The 20,547-nt window shown below is 70.0% G+C and carries 17 protein-coding genes and 1 pseudogene; 9 read left to right on the forward strand and 9 right to left on the reverse strand.

Going from position 1 to position 20,547, the window contains the following annotated elements; all coding sequences use genetic code 11:
- The 7 genes and pseudogenes from cysD to OO70_RS46545 all read left to right on the forward strand — a co-directional run.
- Positions 1-865, forward strand: an 865-nt coding sequence (gene cysD, locus OO70_RS46510) for a sulfate adenylyltransferase subunit CysD (RefSeq protein WP_043686432.1), incomplete at its 5' end; no start/stop codon positions are given.
- A pseudogene (locus tag OO70_RS46515) lies at positions 850-2,106 on the forward strand (sulfate adenylyltransferase subunit 1); the annotation flags it as partial. The gene cysD and the pseudogene OO70_RS46515, both read left to right, overlap by 16 nt.
- A gap of 235 nt (positions 2,107-2,341) precedes the next feature.
- The gene (locus OO70_RS46525) at positions 2,342-3,454 is read left to right on the forward strand and encodes an ABC transporter substrate-binding protein (protein WP_043686437.1); all 1,113 of its coding nucleotides are present in this window, start codon (positions 2,342-2,344) and stop codon (positions 3,452-3,454) included.
- 13 nt (positions 3,455-3,467) lie between these two features.
- The gene (locus tag OO70_RS46530; protein ID WP_043686440.1) at positions 3,468-4,274 is read left to right on the forward strand and encodes an ABC transporter ATP-binding protein; all 807 of its coding nucleotides are present in this window, start codon (positions 3,468-3,470) and stop codon (positions 4,272-4,274) included.
- Positions 4,261-5,139 carry an ABC transporter permease gene (locus tag OO70_RS46535; protein WP_043686443.1) on the forward strand — a complete coding sequence of 293 codons (879 nt, stop codon included), beginning with the start codon at positions 4,261-4,263 and terminating at the stop codon, positions 5,137-5,139. The genes OO70_RS46530 and OO70_RS46535 overlap by 14 nt, the downstream gene beginning before the upstream one ends.
- Before the next feature lie 9 nt (positions 5,140-5,148).
- Positions 5,149-5,892 carry a sirohydrochlorin chelatase gene (locus OO70_RS46540; protein WP_043686445.1) on the forward strand — a complete coding sequence of 248 codons (744 nt, stop codon included), beginning with the start codon at positions 5,149-5,151 and terminating at the stop codon, positions 5,890-5,892.
- Positions 5,893-6,026: 134 nt separating this feature from the next.
- Entirely contained in the window at positions 6,027-8,540 is a 2,514-nt protein-coding gene (locus OO70_RS46545) for a GTPase-associated protein 1-related protein (RefSeq protein ID WP_051742302.1), read from the forward strand.
- A 180-nt stretch (positions 8,541-8,720) separates the two neighbouring features.
- On the opposite strand, the gene OO70_RS46550 is transcribed toward OO70_RS46545, so the two are convergent.
- The 4 genes from OO70_RS46550 to OO70_RS46565 all read right to left on the reverse strand — a co-directional run bounded on the left by OO70_RS46550 (position 8,721) and on the right by OO70_RS46565 (position 11,698).
- Positions 8,721-9,350 (reverse strand): mycothiol-dependent nitroreductase Rv2466c family protein, encoded by a 630-nt coding sequence (locus OO70_RS46550; protein ID WP_043686448.1) that lies wholly within the window; start codon positions 9,348-9,350, stop codon positions 8,721-8,723.
- 55 nt (positions 9,351-9,405) lie between these two features.
- The gene (locus OO70_RS46555) at positions 9,406-10,008 is read right to left on the reverse strand and encodes a TIGR03086 family metal-binding protein (protein WP_043686451.1); all 603 of its coding nucleotides are present in this window, start codon (positions 10,006-10,008) and stop codon (positions 9,406-9,408) included.
- 25 nt (positions 10,009-10,033) lie between these two features.
- Complete coding sequence (locus tag OO70_RS46560; protein ID WP_043686454.1) at positions 10,034-11,056, reverse strand: ketopantoate reductase family protein; 1,023 nt, start codon at positions 11,054-11,056, stop codon at positions 10,034-10,036.
- A 93-nt stretch (positions 11,057-11,149) separates the two neighbouring features.
- Positions 11,150-11,698, reverse strand: coding sequence for a DUF1697 domain-containing protein (locus OO70_RS46565; protein ID WP_043686456.1), 549 nt, complete (start codon positions 11,696-11,698; stop codon positions 11,150-11,152).
- Between the two features lie 399 nt (positions 11,699-12,097).
- On the opposite strand from OO70_RS46565, the gene OO70_RS46570 reads away from it, so the two are divergent.
- Positions 12,098-14,341: an MMPL family transporter gene (locus OO70_RS46570; RefSeq protein WP_043686459.1), complete on the forward strand. Its 2,244-nt coding sequence runs from the start codon at positions 12,098-12,100 to the stop codon at positions 14,339-14,341.
- Positions 14,342-14,444: 103 nt separating this feature from the next.
- Here OO70_RS46570 and erm(O) read toward each other — a convergent pair whose 3' ends face one another.
- The 4 genes from erm(O) to OO70_RS46590 all read right to left on the reverse strand — a co-directional run bounded on the left by erm(O) (position 14,445) and on the right by OO70_RS46590 (position 18,640).
- Positions 14,445-15,224, reverse strand: a complete 780-nt coding sequence (erm(O), locus tag OO70_RS46575; RefSeq protein ID WP_043686462.1) for a 23S rRNA (adenine(2058)-N(6))-methyltransferase Erm(O) — start codon at positions 15,222-15,224, stop codon at positions 14,445-14,447.
- Positions 15,225-15,585: 361 nt separating this feature from the next.
- Positions 15,586-16,869, reverse strand: a complete 1,284-nt coding sequence (locus OO70_RS46580; protein ID WP_043686464.1) for an ABC transporter substrate-binding protein — start codon at positions 16,867-16,869, stop codon at positions 15,586-15,588.
- The gene (locus tag OO70_RS46585; RefSeq protein WP_043686466.1) at positions 16,869-17,702 is read right to left on the reverse strand and encodes a carbohydrate ABC transporter permease; all 834 of its coding nucleotides are present in this window, start codon (positions 17,700-17,702) and stop codon (positions 16,869-16,871) included. Before OO70_RS46585 ends, OO70_RS46580 begins: the two co-directional genes overlap by 1 nt.
- 20 nt (positions 17,703-17,722) lie before the next feature.
- The gene (locus OO70_RS46590) at positions 17,723-18,640 is read right to left on the reverse strand and encodes a carbohydrate ABC transporter permease (RefSeq protein ID WP_043686469.1); all 918 of its coding nucleotides are present in this window, start codon (positions 18,638-18,640) and stop codon (positions 17,723-17,725) included.
- Between the two features lie 204 nt (positions 18,641-18,844).
- On the opposite strand from OO70_RS46590, the gene OO70_RS46595 reads away from it, so the two are divergent.
- A complete protein-coding gene (locus OO70_RS46595; RefSeq protein WP_043686472.1) occupies positions 18,845-19,708 on the forward strand; it encodes a phosphotransferase enzyme family protein in 864 nt (287 codons plus the stop codon).
- Between the two features lie 89 nt (positions 19,709-19,797).
- On the opposite strand, the gene OO70_RS46600 is transcribed toward OO70_RS46595, so the two are convergent.
- On the reverse strand, positions 19,798-20,520 hold the full coding sequence (locus OO70_RS46600) for a 3'-5' exonuclease (protein WP_043686474.1): 723 nt from the start codon (positions 20,518-20,520) through the stop codon (positions 19,798-19,800).
- Positions 20,521-20,547 lie beyond the last annotated feature (27 nt).

Genomic DNA, 20,547 nt, shown 5'->3' on the forward strand with positions numbered 1-20,547 from the left:
GTCCGAGGCGGTGCACATCTTCCGTGAGGTGGCGGGTGAGTTCGAGCGGCCGGTGATTCTCTTCTCCGGCGGCAAGGACTCCATCGTCATGCTGCACCTCGCGCTGAAGGCGTTCGCGCCCGCGCCGGTGCCGTTCTCGCTGCTGCATGTGGACACCGGACACAACTTCCCCGAGGTCCTTGAGTACCGGGACCGTGTGGTGACCGCACATGGGCTGCGCCTCCATGTGGCCTCCGTACAGGACTACATCGACCGCGGTGTGCTGCGCGAACGCCCCGACGGCACCCGCAACCCCCTCCAGACCCTCCCGCTCACCGAGAAGATCCAGAGCGAGAAGTTCGACGCGGTCTTCGGCGGCGGACGCAGGGACGAGGAGAAGGCCCGCGCCAAGGAGCGGGTGTTCTCGTTGCGGGACGAGTTCTCGCAGTGGGACCCGCGCCGCCAGCGGCCCGAGCTGTGGAACCTCTACAACGGGCGGCACGCAGCCGGCGAGCACGTCCGTGTGTTCCCGCTGTCCAACTGGACCGAGCTGGACGTCTGGCAGTACATCGCCCGTGAGGGCATCGAGCTGCCCGAGATCTACTTCGCGCACGAGCGTGAGGTGTTCGCGCGGGACGGCATGTGGCTGACCGCCGGTGAGTGGGGCGGGCCCAAGGCGGCGGAGACCGTCGAGAAGCGGCTCGTCCGGTACCGGACCGTCGGTGACATGTCGTGCACCGGTGCCGTCGACTCCGACGCGGTGACCCTGGAACAGGTCATCACAGAGATCGCCGCCTCCCGGCTGACCGAGCGGGGCGCCACGCGTGCCGACGACAAGATGTCCGAGGCCGCGATGGAAGACCGCAAGCGCGAGGGGTACTTCTAGGGCGGCTGTTGCACGACTCCAAGTCGGTCCTCACCGACCAACTCGAAGCCGTGCAGCGGGTGTCGGCCGACCGCGGCCAGGACGGGCCCGACCTCGCGCTGCTCACCGACGGCCTGCGCGCCGAGCGCGAGCAGGGCATCACCATCGACGTGGCGTACCGCTACTTCGCCACGCCCCGGCGCCGGTTCATCCTTGCCGACACGCCCGGTCACGTGCAGTACACCCGCAACATGGTGACGGGTGCCTCCACGGCCGAGCTGACGGTGATCCTGGTCGACGCGCGCAACGGTGTCGTCGAACAGACCCGGCGCCACGCGGCGATCGCCGCGCTGCTGCGTGTCCCGCACGTGGTGCTCGCGGTCAACAAGATGGACCTCGTCGAGTACAAGGAGTCCGTCTTCGCGGCGATCGCCGAGGAGTTCACGGCGTACGCGAGCGAGCTGGGCGTCCCGGAGATCACCGCGATCCCGATCTCGGCGCTGGCCGGGGACAACGTGGTGGAGCCGTCCGCGCACATGGACTGGTACGGCGGGCCGACCTTCCTGGAGCACCTGGAGTCGGTGCCGGTCGCCCACGACCTGAGCCACTGCCACGCGCGGCTGCCCGTGCAGTACGTGATCCGGCCGCAGAGCGCCGATCTGCCGGACTACCGGGGGTACGCGGGCCAGATCGCGGCCGGTACCTTCCGCGTCGGTGAGGCCGTGACGGTGCTGCCGTCCGGGCGCGCCACGAGGATCTCCGCCATCGACCTGCTCGGCAAGCCGGTCCGGACCGCGTGGACCACGCAGTCGGTGACCGTCCTCCTTGAGGACGACATCGACATCTCGCGCGGCGACCTCATCGTGCCCAGCAAGGACGCCCCGGCGACCACGCAGGACATCGAGGCGACCGTCTGCCATGTCGCCGACGCGCCGCTGACCGTGGGCCACCGTGTGCTCCTCAAGCACGGCACCCGCACGGTGAAGGCGATCGTCAAGGACATCCCGTCCCGTCTCACGCTCGACGACCTGTCCCTGCACCCGCATCCGGGACAGCTCGTCGCCAACGACATCGGCCGGGTGAAGATCCGCACCGCGGAGCCGCTGCCGGTGGACTCGTACGCGGACTCGCGCCGTACGGGCTCGTTCATCCTGATCGACCCGGCGGACGGCACCACGCTGACCGCCGGCATGGTCGGCGAGTCGTTCGCGGCGCCGGAGCCGGTCAAGGACGCGTCCGACGACGACGGTTGGGACTTCTGACATGACGTCCATCGACTTCTACTCCACGTTCGCGAAGGAGGGCGGCCGCGTCGGCAGCGGCGCCCTCGGCAGCGGGCAGGGCGGAGTGGCGCGATGTGCGGGCTGACGTACGCGCACCGCTCGCGCGCCCAGTCCCCCCACCCGCCGTCCCGGACACGACGAAGACGAAGACCTGCCGACCTCCCGGCCACGAACTGAGACCGTGACCGCCGGGCCAACGAGAGGAACACCTCCCGTGCCTGCCAACCGCTCGACATTTCTGCGCCGCGGCATAGCCGTGGTCGCCGCGCTCCCCCTGCTCACCCTCGCCGCCTGCGGTTACGGGTCGGACTCCAAGAGCACCAACTCCAAGGAGAAGGTCGCCGCCGGGTCCTCGAAGATCGACGGTCTCGCGTCCGTGAAGATCGGCTACTTCGGCAACCTGACCCACGCGACCGCGCTGGTCGGCCGTGAACAGGGCCTCTTCCAGAAGGAACTGGGCGCCACCAAGGCCGAGTACGCGACCTTCAACGCCGGCCCGTCCGAGATCGAGGCGCTCAACTCGGGCTCCATCGACATCGGTTGGATCGGCCCTTCCCCGGCGATCAACGGCTACACCAAGTCCGACGGCAAGAGCCTGAAGATCATCGGCGGTTCGGCGTCCGGCGGTGTGAAGCTCGTCGTGAACCCGAAGAAGATCAAGTCCCTCGCGGACGTCAAGGGCAAGAAGATCGCGACGCCTCAGCTGGGCAACACGCAGGACGTGGCGTTCCTCAACTGGATCGCCGACCAGGGCTGGAAGGTCGACGCGCAGAGCGGCAAGGGTGACGTCACCGTCGTCCGCACCGACAACAAGATCACCCCGGACGCCTTCAAGGCCGGTTCGATCGACGGGGCCTGGGTGCCGGAGCCGACCGCGTCGAAGCTGGTCGCCGAGGGCGGCAAGGTGCTGCTCGACGAGGCTTCGCTGTGGCCCGACAAGAAGTTCGTGATCACGAACATCATCGTGTCGCAGAAGTTCCTCAAGGCGCACCCGAAGGTCGTCGAGGCCGTGCTGAAGGGTTCGGTCGCGTCCAACAAGTGGATCAACGCCAACCCGACGGCGGCGAAGGCCGCGGCCAACAAGCAGCTGGCGGCCGACTCGGGCAAGGCGCTGAAGGCGAACGTCCTTGACCCGGCGTGGGGTTCGATCACCTTCACCAACGACCCGCTGGCCTCGACCCTCAACACCGAGGCGGCGCACGCGGTGAAGGCCGGTCTGCTGGAGAAGCCCGACCTGAACGGCATCTACGACCTCACGCTCCTCAACAAGGTCCTCAAGGCCGACGGTGAGAGCACGGTCGACGCCGCCGGTCTCGGCACGAGCTGATCGAGGGATCCCGATGACTTCCCAGGAGGTGACGACCATGGCCACGACCCTCGCCAAAGAGACCACCGAGTCGGTGGAGCACGCGGCGCGCCTTGAGCATGTCTCGAAGTCCTTCGCGACGCCGGGTGGGCAGCAGCTCGTCCTGGACGACATCACCATCGATGTCGCGCCCGGCGAGTTCGTCACCCTCCTGGGGGCCTCGGGCTGCGGCAAGTCCACCCTGCTGAACCTGGTGGCGGGCCTCGACAGGCCCACCACCGGGTCCATCACGACGGACGGCCGCCCGGCTCTGATGTTCCAGGAGCACGCCCTGTTCCCGTGGCTGACCGCGGGCAAGAACATCGAACTCGCCCTGAAACTCAGGGGAGTTCCGAAGGACGAACGGCGCGGCAGGACCGAGGAGCTGCTCGAACTGGTCCGGCTGCCGGGCGCGTACGGCAAGCGGGTGCACGAGCTGTCCGGCGGTATGCGGCAGCGCGTGGCCATGGCCCGCGCGCTCGCCCAGGAGAGCCGCATCCTGCTGATGGACGAGCCGTTCGCGGCCCTGGACGCCATCACGCGGGACGTCCTGCACGACGAACTGACCCGTATCTGGGGCGAGACGGGGCTCTCCGTCCTGTTCGTCACGCACAACGTGCGGGAGGCGGTACGGCTCGCCCAGCGGGTGATCCTGCTGTCCTCCCGGCCCGGCCGGATAGCCCGCGAGTGGACGGTCGACATCCCGCAGCCGCGCCGCATCGAGGACGCGCCGGTCGCCGAACTGTCCCTTGAGATCACCGATGTACTGCGTGGGGAGATCCGCCGTCATGGCCAGCACTGAGACGACGACGGTCAAGGACGGCGGGAGCGTCGAGGCCGGCCTCGACGCCCTGGAGACCACGGTCACCGGCCGTCCGACCTTCCGGCAGACCTTCGTCAACAAGATCTTCCCGCCGATCGTCGCGCTCGCGGTGGTCATGGTCGTGTGGTTGATCCTGACCCCGATCGTCGACGACCCGAGCAAGCTGCCCTCGCCGGGCGCCGTGGGGACCGAGTTCAAGAACGCCTGGCTGGCGGGCGATCTGCTCGGCTACATCTGGACCAGCGTCTCGCGCGGTCTGCTCGGCTTCTTCTTCGCGCTGCTCATCGGCACCCCGCTGGGTCTGCTGGTGGCGCGGGTGAAGTTCGTCCGCGCGGCGATCGGCCCGATCCTGTCCGGCCTCCAGTCGCTGCCGTCGGTGGCGTGGGTGCCGCCGGCCGTGATCTGGCTGGGCCTGAACAACTCGATGATGTACGCGGTCATCCTGCTCGGCGCGGTCCCCTCCATCGCCAACGGCCTGGTGTCCGGCGTCGACCAGGTGCCGCCGCTGTTCCTGCGGGCGGGCCGCACGATGGGCGCGACCGGCGTCAAGGGCATCTGGCACGTCACGCTGCCGGCGGCCCTCCCCGGCTATGTGGCGGGTCTGAAGCAGGGCTGGGCGTTCTCGTGGCGCTCGCTGATGGCGGCCGAAATCATCGCCCAGTTCCCGGACTTGGGCGTGGGTCTCGGCCAACTGCTGGAGAACGGCCGTACCAACAGCGACATGGCGATGGTCTTCGAGGCCATCGTCCTGATCCTGTTCGTCGGTATCGCCATCGACCTGCTGATCTTCAGCCCGCTGGAGCGGTGGGTGCTGCGCAGCCGCGGTCTGCTGGTGAAGAGCTGAGCTGATCCCATGTACAGGAAGCCTGTTCTCCTCGTCATCGCCCACGGCAGCCGCGATCCGCGGCACGCCGCGACCGTCCACGCCCTCGTGCGGCGGGTACGGTCGCGGCGGCCCGGGCTGCGCGTGGAGATCGGCTTCCTGGACTTCAACATCCCTTCCGTGCAGGGCGTGTTGGAGTCACTGGCGGCGGAGGGCGTACGTGACGTCGTGGCCCTCCCTCTGCTCCTGACCCGCGCGTTCCACGCGAAGGCGGACATCCCCGCGGTCCTGCGGGACGCGCCGCCGCAGCTGCGGATCAGGCAGGCGGAGGTACTGGGACCGTCGCCGCTGCTGTTGCGTGCCCTCGAACGACGGCTCTACGAGGCCGGGTTGACGCCTGCCGACAAGTCGTCGACCGGGGTCGTGCTGGCCTCGGCGGGGTCCACCGACCCGGAGGCGATCGCGGTGATCGACGGCATCGCGCGGGAGTGGTGGCACACGGGTTGGTGCGCGGTGCGGCCCGCGTTCGCCTCGGCGGCCCTGCCCCGCACCGAGGACGCGGTCCGTGAACTGCGGTCCCTGGGCTGCGAACGGGTGGCTGTCGCGCCGTACGTCCTGGCCCCCGGCTTCCTCCCCGACCGGATCGCGCGGGGCGCGGCGGAGGCGGATGTGCTGGCCGAGGTGCTGGGTCCGGCGCCGGAGGTGGCGCGGGTGCTGCTGGAGCGCTACGACGCGGCGGTTCTGGCTCCGGCGCTCACGGCCGTCGGCGCGTAGCGCGTTCGGGGGTAGCGCGTTCACCGGTCGCGCCTTCACGGTTCCCACCTGCCCGGTTTCCCGGAAAGGGGTCTCCCCCGGCTCCCGGATCTGCTGGGATGGTCCCTCTGAGGGCTAGTGGGGAGCAAGTACACGTGGCGGGTCGGGAGTTCACGCATCGTGAAGGGCCTGCGCCGGCCCAGCTGCACTACTCCTCGGGGCTGTCCGGCTCCGAGGATTCCGGCCCCCGGTTCACGGCGGTCGGCGCGGAGGTGCCGCCGGGAGTGCTGCGGGAGGCCGAGCGGCTCCTCGGGTACGAGCCCCCGCCCGACAGCCCGCAACAGCCCGACGCCGAGCAGCTCAAGAGGTTCCCCGCGGTCTTCAGCTTCAGCGAACTCGCCGACGGTTGGCGGCTGTTGAGCCGTTGCGTGTGCACCGGAACCGACTGGGCCGGGGGCCCGGTCTCCTTCCACGCACATGCCGTCCTGCTGCCGGCCGGGACCCGGCTGCCGGACGGTGTGCTGCCCATCTCCACGTGGGAGTCGCCGCGTTGGGCGGACTCGACTCCCCCGGACGGCAGGACAGCGCCGGTCGACCGCGTCGAACCGTCCGGCCTGCTGCGCAAGGAGATGCTGATCGCGTTCGCGGCATCTCGGGCCGAGTGGCTCGCCCCGTTCTTCGCCGATCTGCGGGCGGTGGCCGCGGACCCGGGTGCCGGGCAGCTCGTGGTGGTGGAGCACGACAGCGCCGACGTGGCCCGGTGGATCGCGCTCGCCTGCACGGTCCTGCCGCGCGAACAGGCGCACCGGCTCACCTTCACGACGTACACCCGCGACCCCCGGCAGGCCCGCCAGCGGCTGATCGGCGCGCTGCCGTCCTCGGAGTCCGTCGCCGACGACGGGCGCTACCGCGTGCACAACTGCGCGGGACGGCGGCCGTCCGGGGCGGTCAAGGACACCTGGGCCGAGGTGTGCGGCCGCGTCTGGTGTGCGGGCCGCCCCGACCTGTTCCACAACGACCCTGACGATCTGGGCCCGTTGGCGGTGGCCGCCCTCGTCGCGGGCATCGACCTGCGGACGGACGCCCGTGCGGCGGCGGCGAGTTGGGCGGCCGAGCAGGCGGACACGCTGCCGGACGACACACTGACGGCGTTGGTCGCCGGGTTGTGCGGCGGCCCGGTACCGCACCTGGGCTCCCGCTCGGCGACCCTGCCCGGCGAGGCCGAACAGATCGCGCTGGCCGCGCTGTTGAACCGGTTGGACGGACGGGTGACGGCCGCGGTGTCGGCGCCGCTCGCCGCTCGCGTCCTGGCGTCGGCGGTCCTCTCCCATGGACCGGTGCCCGTGCTGCGCGCCGGGTCCCTCACCGCGCGGGCGCACGACGAGCTGGCCCGGGATCTCGCGCCCTCCCTGCGGGCCGGTATCGCGGACGCGGCCGAGCCGGCCGCCGGACGCCCCCTCGCACTGCTCCGCGCCGCCGACCTCCTGGACGTCGACTGCCAGGACCAACTGCCGGAGCTGGCCGAGCGGTTGGGGCGGGAGTTGGTCAACGCCTCGGCTGCGTCTCCGTCGGGCGACGACACGGAGCTGTCGACCGAACCCGAACCTCCCGCCGACGGCTGCCCACCGGCCCTCCTCGACGCGGTGCACACCCACCCCGGTCTGCGGGTCGCCCTGTTCGGGTCGCTCAACACGCTCGCCGCGGCCGAACCCGCTTCTGTGGCAAGGGTGTTGAAGGGCTCGGGACTCCCACTCGACCTCCAGCAGTCCGGTTTCCCGCATCTGCGGATGTGTGTCGCGCCCGCCGGATCGGACGACGACCGGCTCGACCGGTTCCACACGCTGCTCCGCACGGCCGGGGTCTCGCCGCATGCCGATCCGACCGTGCTGCGCACGGCCCTCCGCCTCACCTGGCCCGCCGGCGAGCTGCCGACCGGCCAGGAGGCGAGCCTGCTGCTGAAGGAGCTGGGTTCCGACTCCCACCGTGCCGCCGGCACCCGGGAGTTGCTGATCGAGACGGCACTCGCCGCGCCCCCGGACGACCGTGACATACCGGCGCTCGCCACGGACCTGCTCCGCTGCTTCAGCACCGAACTGGGCCCAAGTCGCCGTACCGCCCTGCTCCTTCTGGAGTTCACCGGGGCGCTCGGCAGCGGGAGCGAGGGCGAGGAGTGGGTCGGCCGGGTGCTGGACGTGACGACCGGTGCCGCCGCCGATCCGGTGCCGGACACGGTCGCCGAGCGCGCCTTCCAGGCCCTGGCGTGGCGGCTCCTGGAAGGGTCGGCACCGGCGAACGAGCTGTACGCGCTGGCCCGTTCGGGCGAGCCGCGCCTGCTCGCGGCGTACGAGCGGGAGAGCCGCTCGGAGCGGGTGGGCGAGCGCCTGCGGACCAGACCGGCGTATGTCGCCGACCGGTTCTGCGACTGGAGCGCGTTCCCGGGGACGCATCCGGGCTGGGACGAGACGCGTACGGCACTGCTGGCCAAGGTGCTGCGACCGGCCGTGCGGGCACTGTCCGTCGCGGAGCAGGGGGAAGTCGAGGCGGCGCTGGACCGCGCGGGCCGCGGCAAACTGGACGCGTTCCGCGCGTGGAACCGCCCTGGCGCGCTCGGGCGCCTCGCGGGACGGCTGTCGGGGCGGGGGCGGCGCGTCGAACATCCCGGCGTGTGACCGACGCGGCTCCCGATGGGGAAGCGCCGCCCGAAGTCCGGCACTCCCCTGTGATGTCGGACCCCGGACGGCCCGTCCGCAGCACGGCCCCCGCCGGCGTGAGCCTTGTCGCGGGGGTCGCTCTCTGTACTGCGCCTCGCGCCGCGTTTATGTCACTGCGCGACTTCAACTGGCCCCGGTTCACTCGAAGGACAGTCCCCCGGTACGGGTCCGCTTCAGCTCGAACAGGTCGGGATGCGTGGCCAACACCCGGAAACTGTCGAAGAGTTCGGCCGCCTTCGCACCGCGCGGAATGGCCCGCAGCACGGGACCGAACCACACCGTCCCGTCGACATGCAGGGTGGGCGTCCCCACGTATCCGCCCGACTCCTCCTCGACGCCCGCCTCATGGCTGCGGCGCACGGCGTCGTCGTACGACGGATCGTGGGCGGCGTCGGCCAGTTCGGCGGGGAGGTCGAGTGCGGCGAGGGATTCGGTGATCACGGCGTCGAAGTCGTCGTAGCGCCGCTCGTGGATGCGGGTGCCGAAGGCCGTGTACAGGTCCCGGAGGACCTTGTCGCCCCGCTGTTCGGCGGCGGCCACGGCGACACGGACGGGGCCGATCGACTTGTCGACCAACTCCCGGTACCAGTCGGGGAGTTCGTTGCCGATGTTGTGGAGGTAGAGGCTCATCGCGTGGAAGCGGAGGTCGAGCGGGCGCTCGCGCTCGACCTCCAGCAGCCAGCGGGAGGTGATCCAGGCGAAAGGGCAGGCGGGGTCGAAGTAGAAATCGACGCGGACCGGGTCTCCGTGGCTCATGTCGTGGCTCATACAGAGAACGCTAGCCGCCGATTGGGCTGAACAATCGACCCAATTGGTCAGTATCTTACTGGTCCACTTTACCCTTGGCCTGCTGCCGCGGGTCCCGCCCGCTGGACGCGAGGGCACGGTCGAACACGGGGGCGTCGTCCGGTACGGGCACCGGGTCGGCGAAGCCGTCGTACTGGCGATAGAGCTCGCCGTGCTTCTCGACCACGTCGAGGATCAGGCGGGCGGCGCCGTCCGAGACGCGGTACTGCTGGCCGGTGGCCGTGGCGACGTCCCAGCCGTGCACCGCCAGTTCCTTGATGATCATCGAGGCGATTTCGTCGGCCGGCATCTTCGCCATGCCGAGGTCGACCTCGCCCTCCCACACCGCCGGGTCGGCCCAGGCGGCGACGGCCCGGTCCAGCTGGGCGGCGTACGCCTGAGCCCAGTCCGGGTCGGCGGTGAAGTCGCGGGCGGTCAGTTCCTCGGAGAGCTGCTTGCGCAGGGCCCGGTGCTCCAGGCCGTGCGAGGTGTAGAGGACCCAGTGGTTGACCATCGTGCGCACGTCCCAGTCGGGACAGTGCGTCGGGTCGTCCAGCTGGGCCGGCGTGACACCACGTGCGACACGGGCCGCCTCGGCGGCGCATTCGATCATGTACGGGTGCAGGTCGTGGTTGCTCATGCACCCCACGCTAGGGAGCGCGCCGTCAGGACTCTTGAACAAACGCGACAGCCTCGTCGGCGAGCCGGACCAGCTCGTCGAACGGCAGCGAACCGGCCGCCCTGCGCTCGCGCGCGAAGCCGTTCGCGAGCCGTTGCAGCAGGTCGTTGAGCGGTGTCGGTACGCCGTGCAGCCGCCCCAGCAGGACGATCTCGCCGTTGAGGTAGTCGGCCTCGATGGTGCCGGTGCCCCGGTTCAGCGACTGCCAGGACGAGCCGCCGCCGCGCGGGGCGCCGTCGATCTCCACGAGCCGGATCTTGTCGCCGCGCGCCTCCTTCTCCTCCTCGGCGCTCGCGTACGCGATACCGGCAGCGTCCAGCACGGCCGCGCCCTCGGCCCGTACGCGCCGGTAGAACGCCAGGTGCTCCTCGGTGCCGTGCATCTCGGCGACCGCCTCGATCGCGTTGACGAGGTTGCCGAGCAGCTTGGCGTACTGCCAGCGCGTCACGTCGGGCGCGACCGGCGCCTCGAACCTCGACTTCTCCAGGTCGGCGGCGATCAGCTCGGCGGTCTCGTCCGTGCCGTGCGGATAGCGACCGAGGTGCAGGATGCCGGTGAGCGGAGCGCCCTCGGCGGCGACGACACCCGGTTCCACGAAGGTCGCGGGCAGCCAGACGCAGACGCCGTAGACCCGACGGAACCGGCGCAGCGCCAGGCGCTGGCTCTCCACTCCGTTCTGCGCGCAGACGATCGGCAACCGCTCGGCGGCCGTCCCGCCACCGATCACCGGCGCCGGCCCCCAGACCGCCAGCGCGGCCTCGCTGTCCTGCGTCTTGACGGCCAGCACGAGCACGTCGTCGGGCCTCAACTCCCCCAGTTCGGCGGGCTCTTCGACCACCGGCAGCCGATACGTCGACTCGCCGTCCGGCACCTTGAGCCGCAGCCCGTGCTCGGCCAGCGCCGCCCGCTGCGCACCCCGTGCGACCAGTACGACCTCGCACCCCGCCCCGGCCAGCCGACCACCGATGGCCCCGCCGACCGCTCCTGCTCCGATGATGATGTAGCGCATACCCAGGAGCCTCGCACAGCCGCGTGTAGCAGCCATTGACAATCTCGTGAACTCTCCACGGGGCCGATCACGGGCGCCTCGCCGGAACCGAGCTCAACTACCCGTCAACTCCACGAGTTTGAGGACCGTGTTCCAGTTGCGGGTCGTGGTGATCAGCCCCTTGTTCAACCGCGGCCGGGACAGTTCCACGGCCAGCTTGGAGCGACCGAGGCCGTCGGGGGCGTAGAGGTACAGGGCGCGGTCGCCGAGGCGGAACTCCTCGGGGAGGTACGCGACTTGGTCGATCTCCGCGAAGCGGTCCTCCGCGACCGGCACCGAGTAGTACGTCACGTGGAGCTGCTTGGCCTCCAACTCGGCGGCCGGGAAAGGGCAGTTCTCGGCGATCGCCTTCAGGTAGGCGTGGTCGCGGACGACGACGTCGACCGTGAAACCGAACCGCGTCTCGATCGCCCGCGCGAGTTCCGTCGCGAGGGACTCCTCGTCCCCGTGGCCGCTCACGAACACGGCCTGTCCGCTCTGCAGATAGGTGCGGACGTCGCCGTGTCCGAGGCCTTCCAGGAGCGTGCGCAGCTCGGCCATCGGGAGCTTCTTGTTGCCGCCCACGTTGATCCCGCGCAGGAGTGCCGCATACGTCGTCGTCATCCGCACACCATAAAGCGGCCTTCGTGCCCCATGGGGGTGGGCACGACGGCCGCCTTCCGTGGTGTGCGGATGCGCGGAAACTCTGTCCGATGAGATGCGCCGGGATCAACACCTACAGGCACACCTACCAGCACCTGTGACATGTTCAACAAGGTTTCGTAATAACAAAGCGGACCCCGGCCGACGCATCGGACACCCTGATCACCACCCCCGAGCCGCCCGGATAGATGTAAGGGGCCGCCGTCCTCCCCAGTGGTGAGGGCCCGGGGTCCGTGCGGAGGAGCCGCGCGCCCGGTACTTCACCGGTCAGCACGAGGAGACGTTCTTATCCCGCGCATACCTTCGAACCATGAGGTGGCGGCAGGGGGCTGTCACCGTGCACAAGGGGGCAAGCCCGTCATGGGGAACGGAGATTCGCGGGTGCGGGGCCTCGCCGCCCGAGCCGGCGGCTGGAGCGCCCGGCATCGGTGGGCCGCGGTCGGCATCTGGGTGCTGTTCGTGGTTCTGGCGATGGGAATCGGTTCGGCGGCGGGCCGCGTGGACGTCGACGAGAGCGACCAGCTGAGGGGCGAGACGCACACCGCCGCCACGATCATCGACGACGCCGGGATCAAGGAACCGGCCAGTGAGACCATCCTGATCCAGTCGAAGGACGCGTCACTCACCTCCACGGACAGCGAGTTCCGCACCGCGGTCTCCGCCGTCGTCAAGGCCGTCGAGGGGACCGGCAAGGTCACCGACGTCACCTCGCCGTACGACACGAAGACGATCTCGAAGGACGGCCGGAGCGCGCTCGTCCAGTTCGACATGCGGGGCGACGCGGACACCGCCGGTGACCGGGTGGAGCCGGTACTGAAGGCCGTCGCCGGGGTGCAGAAGGACCATGGCTCGCTGCGGATCGAGGAGATCGGCGGCGCCAGCATGGCGAAGCAGTACAAGGACGCGTTCGGCAACGACTTCAAGAGGGCCGAGTACTCCGCCCTACCCGTCGCCTTCGGCATTCTGCTGATCGCCTTCGGCGCGTTGGTGGCGGCGCTGCTGCCGGTAGCTCTGGCCATGACCGCGATCATCGCCACGATGGGCCTGATGGGCATCGTCAGCCACATCCAGCCGATGAGCGACACCGCCAACTCGGTCATGCTGCTTGTGGGGTTGGCCGTCGGCGTCGACTACTGCCTGTTCTATCTGCGCCGCGAACGTGAGGAGCGCGAGGCCGGCCGCGACGCCGGGGCCGCACTGCGGATCGCCGCCGCGACCAGTGGCCGCGCGATCATCGTCTCCGGCGTCACGGTGTGCGTGGCGATGGCGGGCATGCTGTTCACCGGGCTCGCCGAGTTCGAGGCGATGGGCCTGGCCTCGCTGATGGTCGTCGCGGTCGCCATGGTCGGCTCCGTGACCGTACTGCCCGCGCTGCTCTCGCTGTTGGGCGAGCGGGTCGAGAAGGGCCGCATCCCGTTCCTGCGTCGGCGCAGCCGCCGGGGCAATGGCGAGAGCCGCTTCTGGACCGCCGTCCTGAAGGGCGTGCTCGCCAAGCCGCTCGTCTCGGTCCTCGTCGCGGCGGGCGTGCTCCTCGCGATCGCCGCCCCCGCGGTCGGCATGAAGACGCAGAACCTCACTCTGGACCAGGAGTTCGGCAACTCCCTGCCGATCGTGGGCACTTACAACCGCGTCAACGACGCCTTCCCCGGCGGCTCCGAACCGGCCGAGGTGGTCGTCAAGGCGAAGGACATCAACTCACCCGAGGTCAAGCGGGCGTTGGCCGACTTCAAGGCGCAGGCGGTCAGTTCCGGTGCCTCGCGCGGTCCGGTCGACATCAAGCTGCACGACGCGCAGAACGTCGCCTTCGTCGACGTCCCGCTCGTCGGCGGCTCCGACCAGGACAAGGCCGCGAAGAGCCTGGAGAAACTGCGCGACGAGGTGCGGCCCGCCACGCTCGGCAAGGTCGACGGGGTCCAGGCACCGATCACCGGACAGGTCGCCGGTTCGAAGGACTTCAACGACCAGCTCCTCGGATCGGTCGTCCCGGTCTTCGCGTTCGTCGTGGTCTTCGCCTTCCTGCTGATGCTGCTCTCGTTCCGCTCACTCACGGTCGCGATCACATCGATAGCCCTCAACTTGCTGTCCGTGGGCGCGGCTTACGGCATCCTCGTCGCCGTCTTCCAACACGGCTGGGGCGCCTCACTGGTGGGCGCGGAGGGCGTCGGTGCCATCGTGACCTGGCTGCCGCTGTTCCTCTTCGTGATCCTGTTCGGCCTGTCGATGGACTACCACGTGTTCGTCGTCTCCCGTATCCGCGAGGCCCGGCTGCGCGGCCGTACGACACAGGACGCGATCCGGCACGGCGTGGTCACCACGGCCGGCGTCGTCACCAGCGCCGCCGTCATCATGGTCGCCGTCTTCGCGATCTTCGGCACGCTGTCCATGCAGTCCATGAAGCAGATGGGCGTCGGCCTCGCCGCCGCCGTCCTCATCGACGCGACGGTCATCCGGGGCGTCCTGCTCCCCGCGGTGATGGCACTGCTCGGCGAACGCAACTGGTACTTCCCGAAGTGGCTCCACCGCCTCCCCGACCTCACCCACGACGAGTCACCGGAGGAGATCACGTCCACGGTGGCGGGCGAGGGTGAGCCCGTGCGGGTGTAACGCCCCCTGAACGAGGGCCTGTTGGTATCCCGGGGGAACCAACAGGCCCTCACCCATGTCCTACGACTGTTCTACGACTCCCACTACTGTTCTACGACTCCTTCTACGACGTCAGCTCCTTGTGCAGCCGTAGCCAGTGGTCCGGGGACACCTCGCCGACAAGGACGCGTGGGTCGAGGCGTGCCGCACGGAACGCGGTGTCCACGCGCCGCCTCGGGTGTGCCCGGCGCAGCGAGGCGTGCAGCGAGCCGCCCACCCCGGAGAAGCCCAGTTCGACCAGGTGCCGCCAGCCACGCAGTTGAGCGGGTTCCAGGAGTGGGGTTCGGCGCCGTTCGATCCTTACGATCCCGGCGTCGACACGCGGCACGGGACTGAACCGGCGCCGGTCGACCCGCCCCACCAGCCGCCACTCGTGGCGCGGCCAGGTGCGCACCGTCAGCAGGGTCCAACTCCCGTAGTCCCCGGTGCGTTTGCGGGCGTACTCGAGCTGGGTGAGGAGGGTGGCGTCGGTGAGGGTGGGAGCGCGCAGGCACCAGTCGACGATGTCTGCGGTGCGGGAGAAGGGGACGTTCCCGGCGACGGAGAACGGGGTGCGTGGGGGTCGGGTGTCCATGAAGTCCCCGGCGACGACCTGCACTTGGGGTGTTGCTGCGAAGCGGGTGCGGAGCTTCGGTACGAGGCGGGGGTCGATCTCATGGGCGTGGAGTTCGGCGCAGTGGGGCGCGAGTTTCGCGGTCAACGCGCCTTTTCCCGCGCCTACTTCGAGGAGGAGGGGGATCTGTCGTCCTCGCGGGACGGCGAGACGAGCGACGTATTCGGCGGTGGCGCGGTCGGCGAGGAAGTTCTGCGAGAGCGCGCGGGAAACGTGGGTGGGGCGGGCCATGGCCTGCGGTCCTTGTCTTCCGTGAAGGGCATACGGGCAGACGAAGGCCCTGACCGGAAGAACGGACGCGCGTGGCGGGTCGGCGGGGGTGTCAGCGGGCGTGTGCGCCCGGGCCGGTCAGGGCACCGGGGCTGCGGCGGCTGCGGATCGCATACGTGCAGCTCCGGCCTAGACCGGAGTTCGTGATCGCGTTCGCGGCTGACATGTGGGGAACGCTAGGTGGTTCGCGTGGGGTGGGGCAACGGGATTTCGTGCTGGGAGGCGCCATCCGGGGAGGGTGGTGCGGTTGTTTGGCGGGTGCGGGTGCGTTGTGGCTTGTCGCGCAGTTCCCCGCGCCCCTAAAAGAAGGGGCATCACCTCGTCAGCGTTGGTATCTCGCCAGGACCAAGTTGCCGTCCTTCTGCAGGCGTTGGCGTAGGTCGGTCAGGGTGATTGCGCCGCTGTAGTACTCCTGGAACGCCGGGGTGGCCACCTTGTCCTTCCATTCGGGGTAGCCGCGTACCGACTGTGCGGGTGCTGAGGCCAGGTCGTCGGCGAGTGCCGTGCCTGTTGCCCAGTCGTCCTTCGTGGTGTGCAGGGCCGGGTTCTGGAGGGCCTGCGTGCCGGTGGGGAGCATCCAGTCGCCCAGGGCCAGCCGGACCATGTTCTTAGGCTGGAGGAGGAAGTCGAGGAACTCTGCGGCCTGCTTCTTGTGCGGGCTGTCCTCCGCGATGGACAGGGTCTGCGGGCTGACGCCCTGGGCCAGACCGTCGGCGCCAGCCGGGGCGGGCAGCACCTGCCAGGCGAAGCCCTTCGACGCTTGCTGCACGATCTGCTGGCGGTAGGAGAAGCCGAGCGGGATCATCGCGTACTTGCCGCCGAAGAAACCGGGGAGCGTGTCCGAACCGCCGCTGCCCAGGGTCGTGGGCGAGGCGCTGTGGTCCACGTCCACCTGGTCGTGGATCGTGCGGGGGACGACCTGGTCGGCCTTGTCGAAGCGGACCGTCACCTTGCCGTCGGCACCCCGGTGGAACAGTTCGCCGCCCGCCGACAGCGAGAGGTTGAGCGTGGCGGACACCGGCTCCTTGAGGGGCCAGGCCACGCCGTACTTGCCGTCGCCGCTCAGCTGTCGGGTGATGGCTCTGAACTCCGGCCAGCTCCAGGGGTGTTCAGGGGTTGGAATGCGGACGTCCGCCTTCTTCAGCCAGGTCGCGTTGGCGATCAGCACCCTCGGTTCCTGGAGGAACGGCACGCCGTAGATCCCGTCCCCGAAGGTCGTCGTAGCCCAACTCCGTTGCGGGATGTCGGACTTGAGCCGGGCGGGCAACAGGTCCCGGAGGTCGGCGAGGTAGCCGCCGTAGGCGAAGTCCGCGAGGTCGTCGGAGGCGTCGTGGATGATGTCCGGTGCCTCGCCGCCCTCGAAGGAGGTGAGGAGCTGGTCGTGGACGCTGTCCCAACTGCCCTGTACGTACTCGACCTTGATGTCCGGGTGGGTCGCGTTCCACTCCTTCACCAGCTCCTTGTTGGCGGTGACGGACTCGTCCTGCCAGGCCAGGGATTGGAAGCGGAGCGTGATCCGGCCGTTCGCCGAGCCGTTTCCGCCGCCGCCCGTACAACCCGCGAGAAGCAGGGTCAGGGCGAGGGTGATGATCCATCGGGGGCGCATCAGCTCTTCACCGCCCCGGTCAACATGCCGCCAGTGATGCGGCGTTGGATCAGCGCGAAGACGATGAGAGAGGGCAAGGTCGCGAGGAACGCGGCGGCGGCCAGCGGGCCGAGGTCGGCGACGCCCTCCGCGCCGATGAAGTGGGTGAGGACGACCGGGAGGGTCTGTTTGTCGGGGGTCTTGAGCAGGACCAGCGCGAAGAAGAACTCGTTCCACGCGGTGACGAACGCGAACAGTGCCGTTGCCACGATTCCCGGAGCGAGCAGCGGTGCCGTCACCGATACGAGTGTGCGGAGCTTTCCGGCGCCGTCTACCGCCGCCGCCTCCTCCAACTCCGGTGGTACCGCCCGTACATACCCGACCAGCATCCACAGTGCGAACGGCAGCGACCACACCACGTAGACCAGCACCAACCCGGCCAGGGAGTCGATCAGCCGGAGGTTCTTCAGCACCAGGAACAGCGGGATGATCACCAGCACGAACGGGAACGCCTGGCTGACGACCACCCACCCGGTCGCGGCCCGTGCGAGCAGTGTGCGGCGCCGGGCCATGACCCACGCCATCGGGGTCGCGATCACCACCGCGATCAGCGCGGCCCCAAGTGCCGCGAGCAGGGAGTTCAACGCGGCGTGCAGCAGCGGCTGTTCGTCGAAGGCCTGGCGGAAGTTGGCGAGGGTGGGGTGCCGGGGGATCCAGGTGGGGTGCAGACTGCCCAGCTCGCGTGGGGACTTGAAGGCGGTGGAGATCAGCCAGAGGAGGGGGAAGGCGAGGAAGACGAGATACGCGAGCAGCGCGGCGTACTGTCCGGCGCGGGCTCCGGTGCTTGTCCTCATGCCCGATGTGCTGCTGGTCCTCACGAGTCGTCTCCTCCCCGAAGTCGGCCTACGAGGAAGACGGCGAGGAGCACCGAGATCACCGCGACCATCACGCATCCCATCGCCGCCGCGTAGCCGAACTGCCCGTAGCGGAAGGCCTCTTCGTAGGCGAAGAGCATGGGCAGCCGGGTGCGGCCGCCGGGTCCACCGTTGGTCAGGACGTAGACCAGCGCGAACGAGTTGAAGTTCCAGATCAGGTTGAGCGCGGTGATCGCCAGCGCCACCGGTCTGAGGGCGGGCCAGGTGACCGTGCGGAAGCGGCGCCAGGCGCCCGCGCCGTCGACCGCCGCCGCCTCGTGCAGTTCGCGCGGGGTGTTCTGCAGTCCGGCGAGCAGGGCGACCGTCGTCTGGGGCATGCCGGCCCAGACGCCGACGACGATCACGGCGGGCAGGGCGGTCGTGAGGCTGCTGAGCCAGTCGCGGCCGTTCCCGAGGCCGAGGTCGTGCAGGGTCTCGTTGAGGATGCCCGCGTCCGGGTTGTAGACGATGCGCCACATGATGCCGACGACGACCTCGGGCATCGCCCACGGGACGATCGCCAGCGCCCGGGCGAGCCAGCGCAACCGCAGGTCCTGGTTGAGCAGCAGGGCGAGGCCGAGAGCGAGCAGGAACTGCGGGACGGTCACCCCGACCGCCCACACCAGGCCGATGCGGAACGACTCCCAGAACAGCGTGTCGTGCAGCAGATCCCGGAAGTTGAGACCGCCGATCCACTGCGTGGGCGCGGTGCGGCCCGACTGGGAGTCGGTGAAGGCCAGCAGGACGCCGTAGAGGAGGGGGCCGACGCTGAGCACGAGGATCGGGATCAGCGCGGGTAGGACCAGGAACCAGGCCGCGTGGTCGGAGCCGCGTCGCTGCCGGTCCCGGCCCGGCGCGCGGCTCGGCGGCCTCCGCATCTCCGTCACCGATACCCCCGTCACCGATGTCATGGAATCAGCCCCTTTGCGCGACCCGGTCGGGCCCCGTCATGGTCGTGAACGCCTCGTGCCTCGTCAAGGCACCGCGCATGCCGTCCCACCTGTGCGAATGCGACACTGGCCGTCGGATGGCGGGAACCCGACGCCGTACGCACACGCACAGGAACCACACGGAGGCGGACGATGGACGAGGCACGGGCCCGGGACGTACTGGCCGCGGCGGACGTGCTGCCCGGCCCGGCACGGGACGCACGGCTCCTCGCCCTCGGCGAGAACGCGGTGTTCGCCGCCGGTGACCTGGTCGTCAAGGTGGGCCGCGACGCCGAACTCCTCGACCGTGCCCGGCGCGAGCTGGATGTCGCGGTATGGCTGGCCGAGGCGGGCGTGCCTGCGGTGCGGGCCGCCGACCCGAAGCCGCGTCTGGTCGAGGGGCATCCGGTGACCGTGTGGCACCGGCTGGCCGATTCCGTACGCCCGGCCGATGCCCGGGATTTGGCCGAACTGCTACGGGTGGTCCACGCGCTCCCCTCTCCCCCCTTCGACCTCCCGCCCCGCGAGCTGCTGGGCGGTGTGGAGCGCTGGCTGCGGCTCGCGGGCGACGCGATCGACCCGGCGGACGCGGCGTATCTGCGTGAGCGCCGGGACGGCTTCGCGGCTGCCGCCGCCGCGCTCACGCCCCATCTGCCGCCGGGCCCGATCCACGGCGACGCACTGCCCCGCAATGTGCACGTCGGGCCGGACGGGCCGGTGCTCGTCGATCTGGAGACCTTCTCCGCGGACCTGCGTGAGCACGACCTGGTGGTGATGGCTCTGTCCCGCGATCGCTATGCCTTTCCGGCCCGGGCGTACGACTCGTTCACGGAGGCGTACGGGTGGGATGTGCGGGAGTGGGACGGCTGTTCGGTGTTGCGTGGCGCCCGGGAGACGGCCAGTTGCGCCTGGGTCGCCCAGCATGCGCCGAGCAACCCGGAGGCGCTGGTCGAGTTCGAACGGCGGGTGGGGTCTTTGCGGGACGGGGACGAGACGGTGCGGTGGTTTCCGTTCTGAGCGCCTATTGATTGGGGCCGACAGGTATTCGGGCGACTGACGGTCGTGTGTGGCTGGTCGCGCAGTTCCCCGCGCCCCTTTGGGGCGCTTCAGACCGGCTCGTCTTCCAGCTCCCGCAGCGGCCACGTGCCGTCCACCACCGCGTCCTGGTCGCCCTTGCGGCGGAGGAAGCTCTGGAAGTCGGCGGCCCATTCCGCGTACCACTCGATCTGGCGGCGGTGCAGCTCGGCCGGGCCGAGGGCGGCGACCTTGGGGTGGCGGTCGGCTATCGCGCCGGCCAGGCGGGCCGCGGCGAGGGCGTCGGCCGAGGCGTCGTGGGCGGAGTCGAGGACCACGCCGTACTCCTGGCAGACCGCTTCGAGGTTGCGCTTGCCGCGGCGGTAGCGGTCGACGGAGCGGTCGATCGTGTACGGGTCGATGACCGGGGCCGGGTCGGTGCCGCCGAGGCGGTCGCGCAGGGACGGCAGCCCGTGTCGGCGCAGTTCGGCGGAGAGCAGAGTCAAGTCGAAGGCCGCGTTGTAAGCGACTACGGGGACGCCCGTCTTCCAGTACGTCACTAGGACGTCCGCGATCGCGTCGGCGACCTGGTCGGCCGGGCGGCCCTCGGCGGTGGCCCGCTCGTTCGTGATGCCGTGGACGGCGACGGCGTCCGCCGGGATCTCCACGCCCGGGTCCGCCAGCCACTCCCGGCGGCCTATCGACCGTCCGCCCTTGACCTCGATGACCGCGCCCGTGACGATGCGCGCCTCGCGCGGCTCGGTCCCCGTCGTCTCCAGGTCGAAGCCGATGAGCAGCTCCTGGTGCCAGGCCATGACGGCCCCCCTTCTCGGTGGTGCTTT

The sequence above is a fragment of the Streptomyces xylophagus genome (assembly GCF_000716435.1).
Lineage (GTDB): Bacteria > Actinomycetota > Actinomycetes > Streptomycetales > Streptomycetaceae > Streptomyces > Streptomyces xylophagus.

Bases quoted from the DNA above. Each gene is read 5' to 3' on its own strand.
- OO70_RS46580 (WP_043686464.1), bottom strand. From the start codon at position 16,869: ATGCGCCCCCGATGGATCATCACCCTCGCCCTGACCCTGCTTCTCGCG.
- OO70_RS46530 (WP_043686440.1), top strand. From the start codon at position 3,468: ATGACTTCCCAGGAGGTGACGACCATGGCCACGACCCTCGCCAAAGAG.
- OO70_RS46570 (WP_043686459.1), top strand. From the start codon at position 12,098: ATGGGGAACGGAGATTCGCGGGTGCGGGGCCTCGCCGCCCGAGCCGGC.
- OO70_RS46585 (WP_043686466.1), bottom strand. From the start codon at position 17,702: ATGAGGACAAGCACCGGAGCCCGCGCCGGACAGTACGCCGCGCTGCTC.
- OO70_RS46595 (WP_043686472.1), top strand. From the start codon at position 18,845: ATGGACGAGGCACGGGCCCGGGACGTACTGGCCGCGGCGGACGTGCTG.
- OO70_RS46550 (WP_043686448.1), bottom strand. From the start codon at position 9,350: ATGAGCCACGACATGAGCCACGGAGACCCGGTCCGCGTCGATTTCTAC.
- OO70_RS46560 (WP_043686454.1), bottom strand. From the start codon at position 11,056: ATGCGCTACATCATCATCGGAGCAGGAGCGGTCGGCGGGGCCATCGGT.
- OO70_RS46600 (WP_043686474.1), bottom strand. From the start codon at position 20,520: ATGGCCTGGCACCAGGAGCTGCTCATCGGCTTCGACCTGGAGACGACG.
- OO70_RS46555 (WP_043686451.1), bottom strand. From the start codon at position 10,008: ATGAGCAACCACGACCTGCACCCGTACATGATCGAATGCGCCGCCGAG.
- OO70_RS46565 (WP_043686456.1), bottom strand. From the start codon at position 11,698: ATGACGACGACGTATGCGGCACTCCTGCGCGGGATCAACGTGGGCGGC.
- OO70_RS46540 (WP_043686445.1), top strand. From the start codon at position 5,149: ATGTACAGGAAGCCTGTTCTCCTCGTCATCGCCCACGGCAGCCGCGAT.
- OO70_RS46535 (WP_043686443.1), top strand. From the start codon at position 4,261: ATGGCCAGCACTGAGACGACGACGGTCAAGGACGGCGGGAGCGTCGAG.
- OO70_RS46590 (WP_043686469.1), bottom strand. From the start codon at position 18,640: ATGCGGAGGCCGCCGAGCCGCGCGCCGGGCCGGGACCGGCAGCGACGC.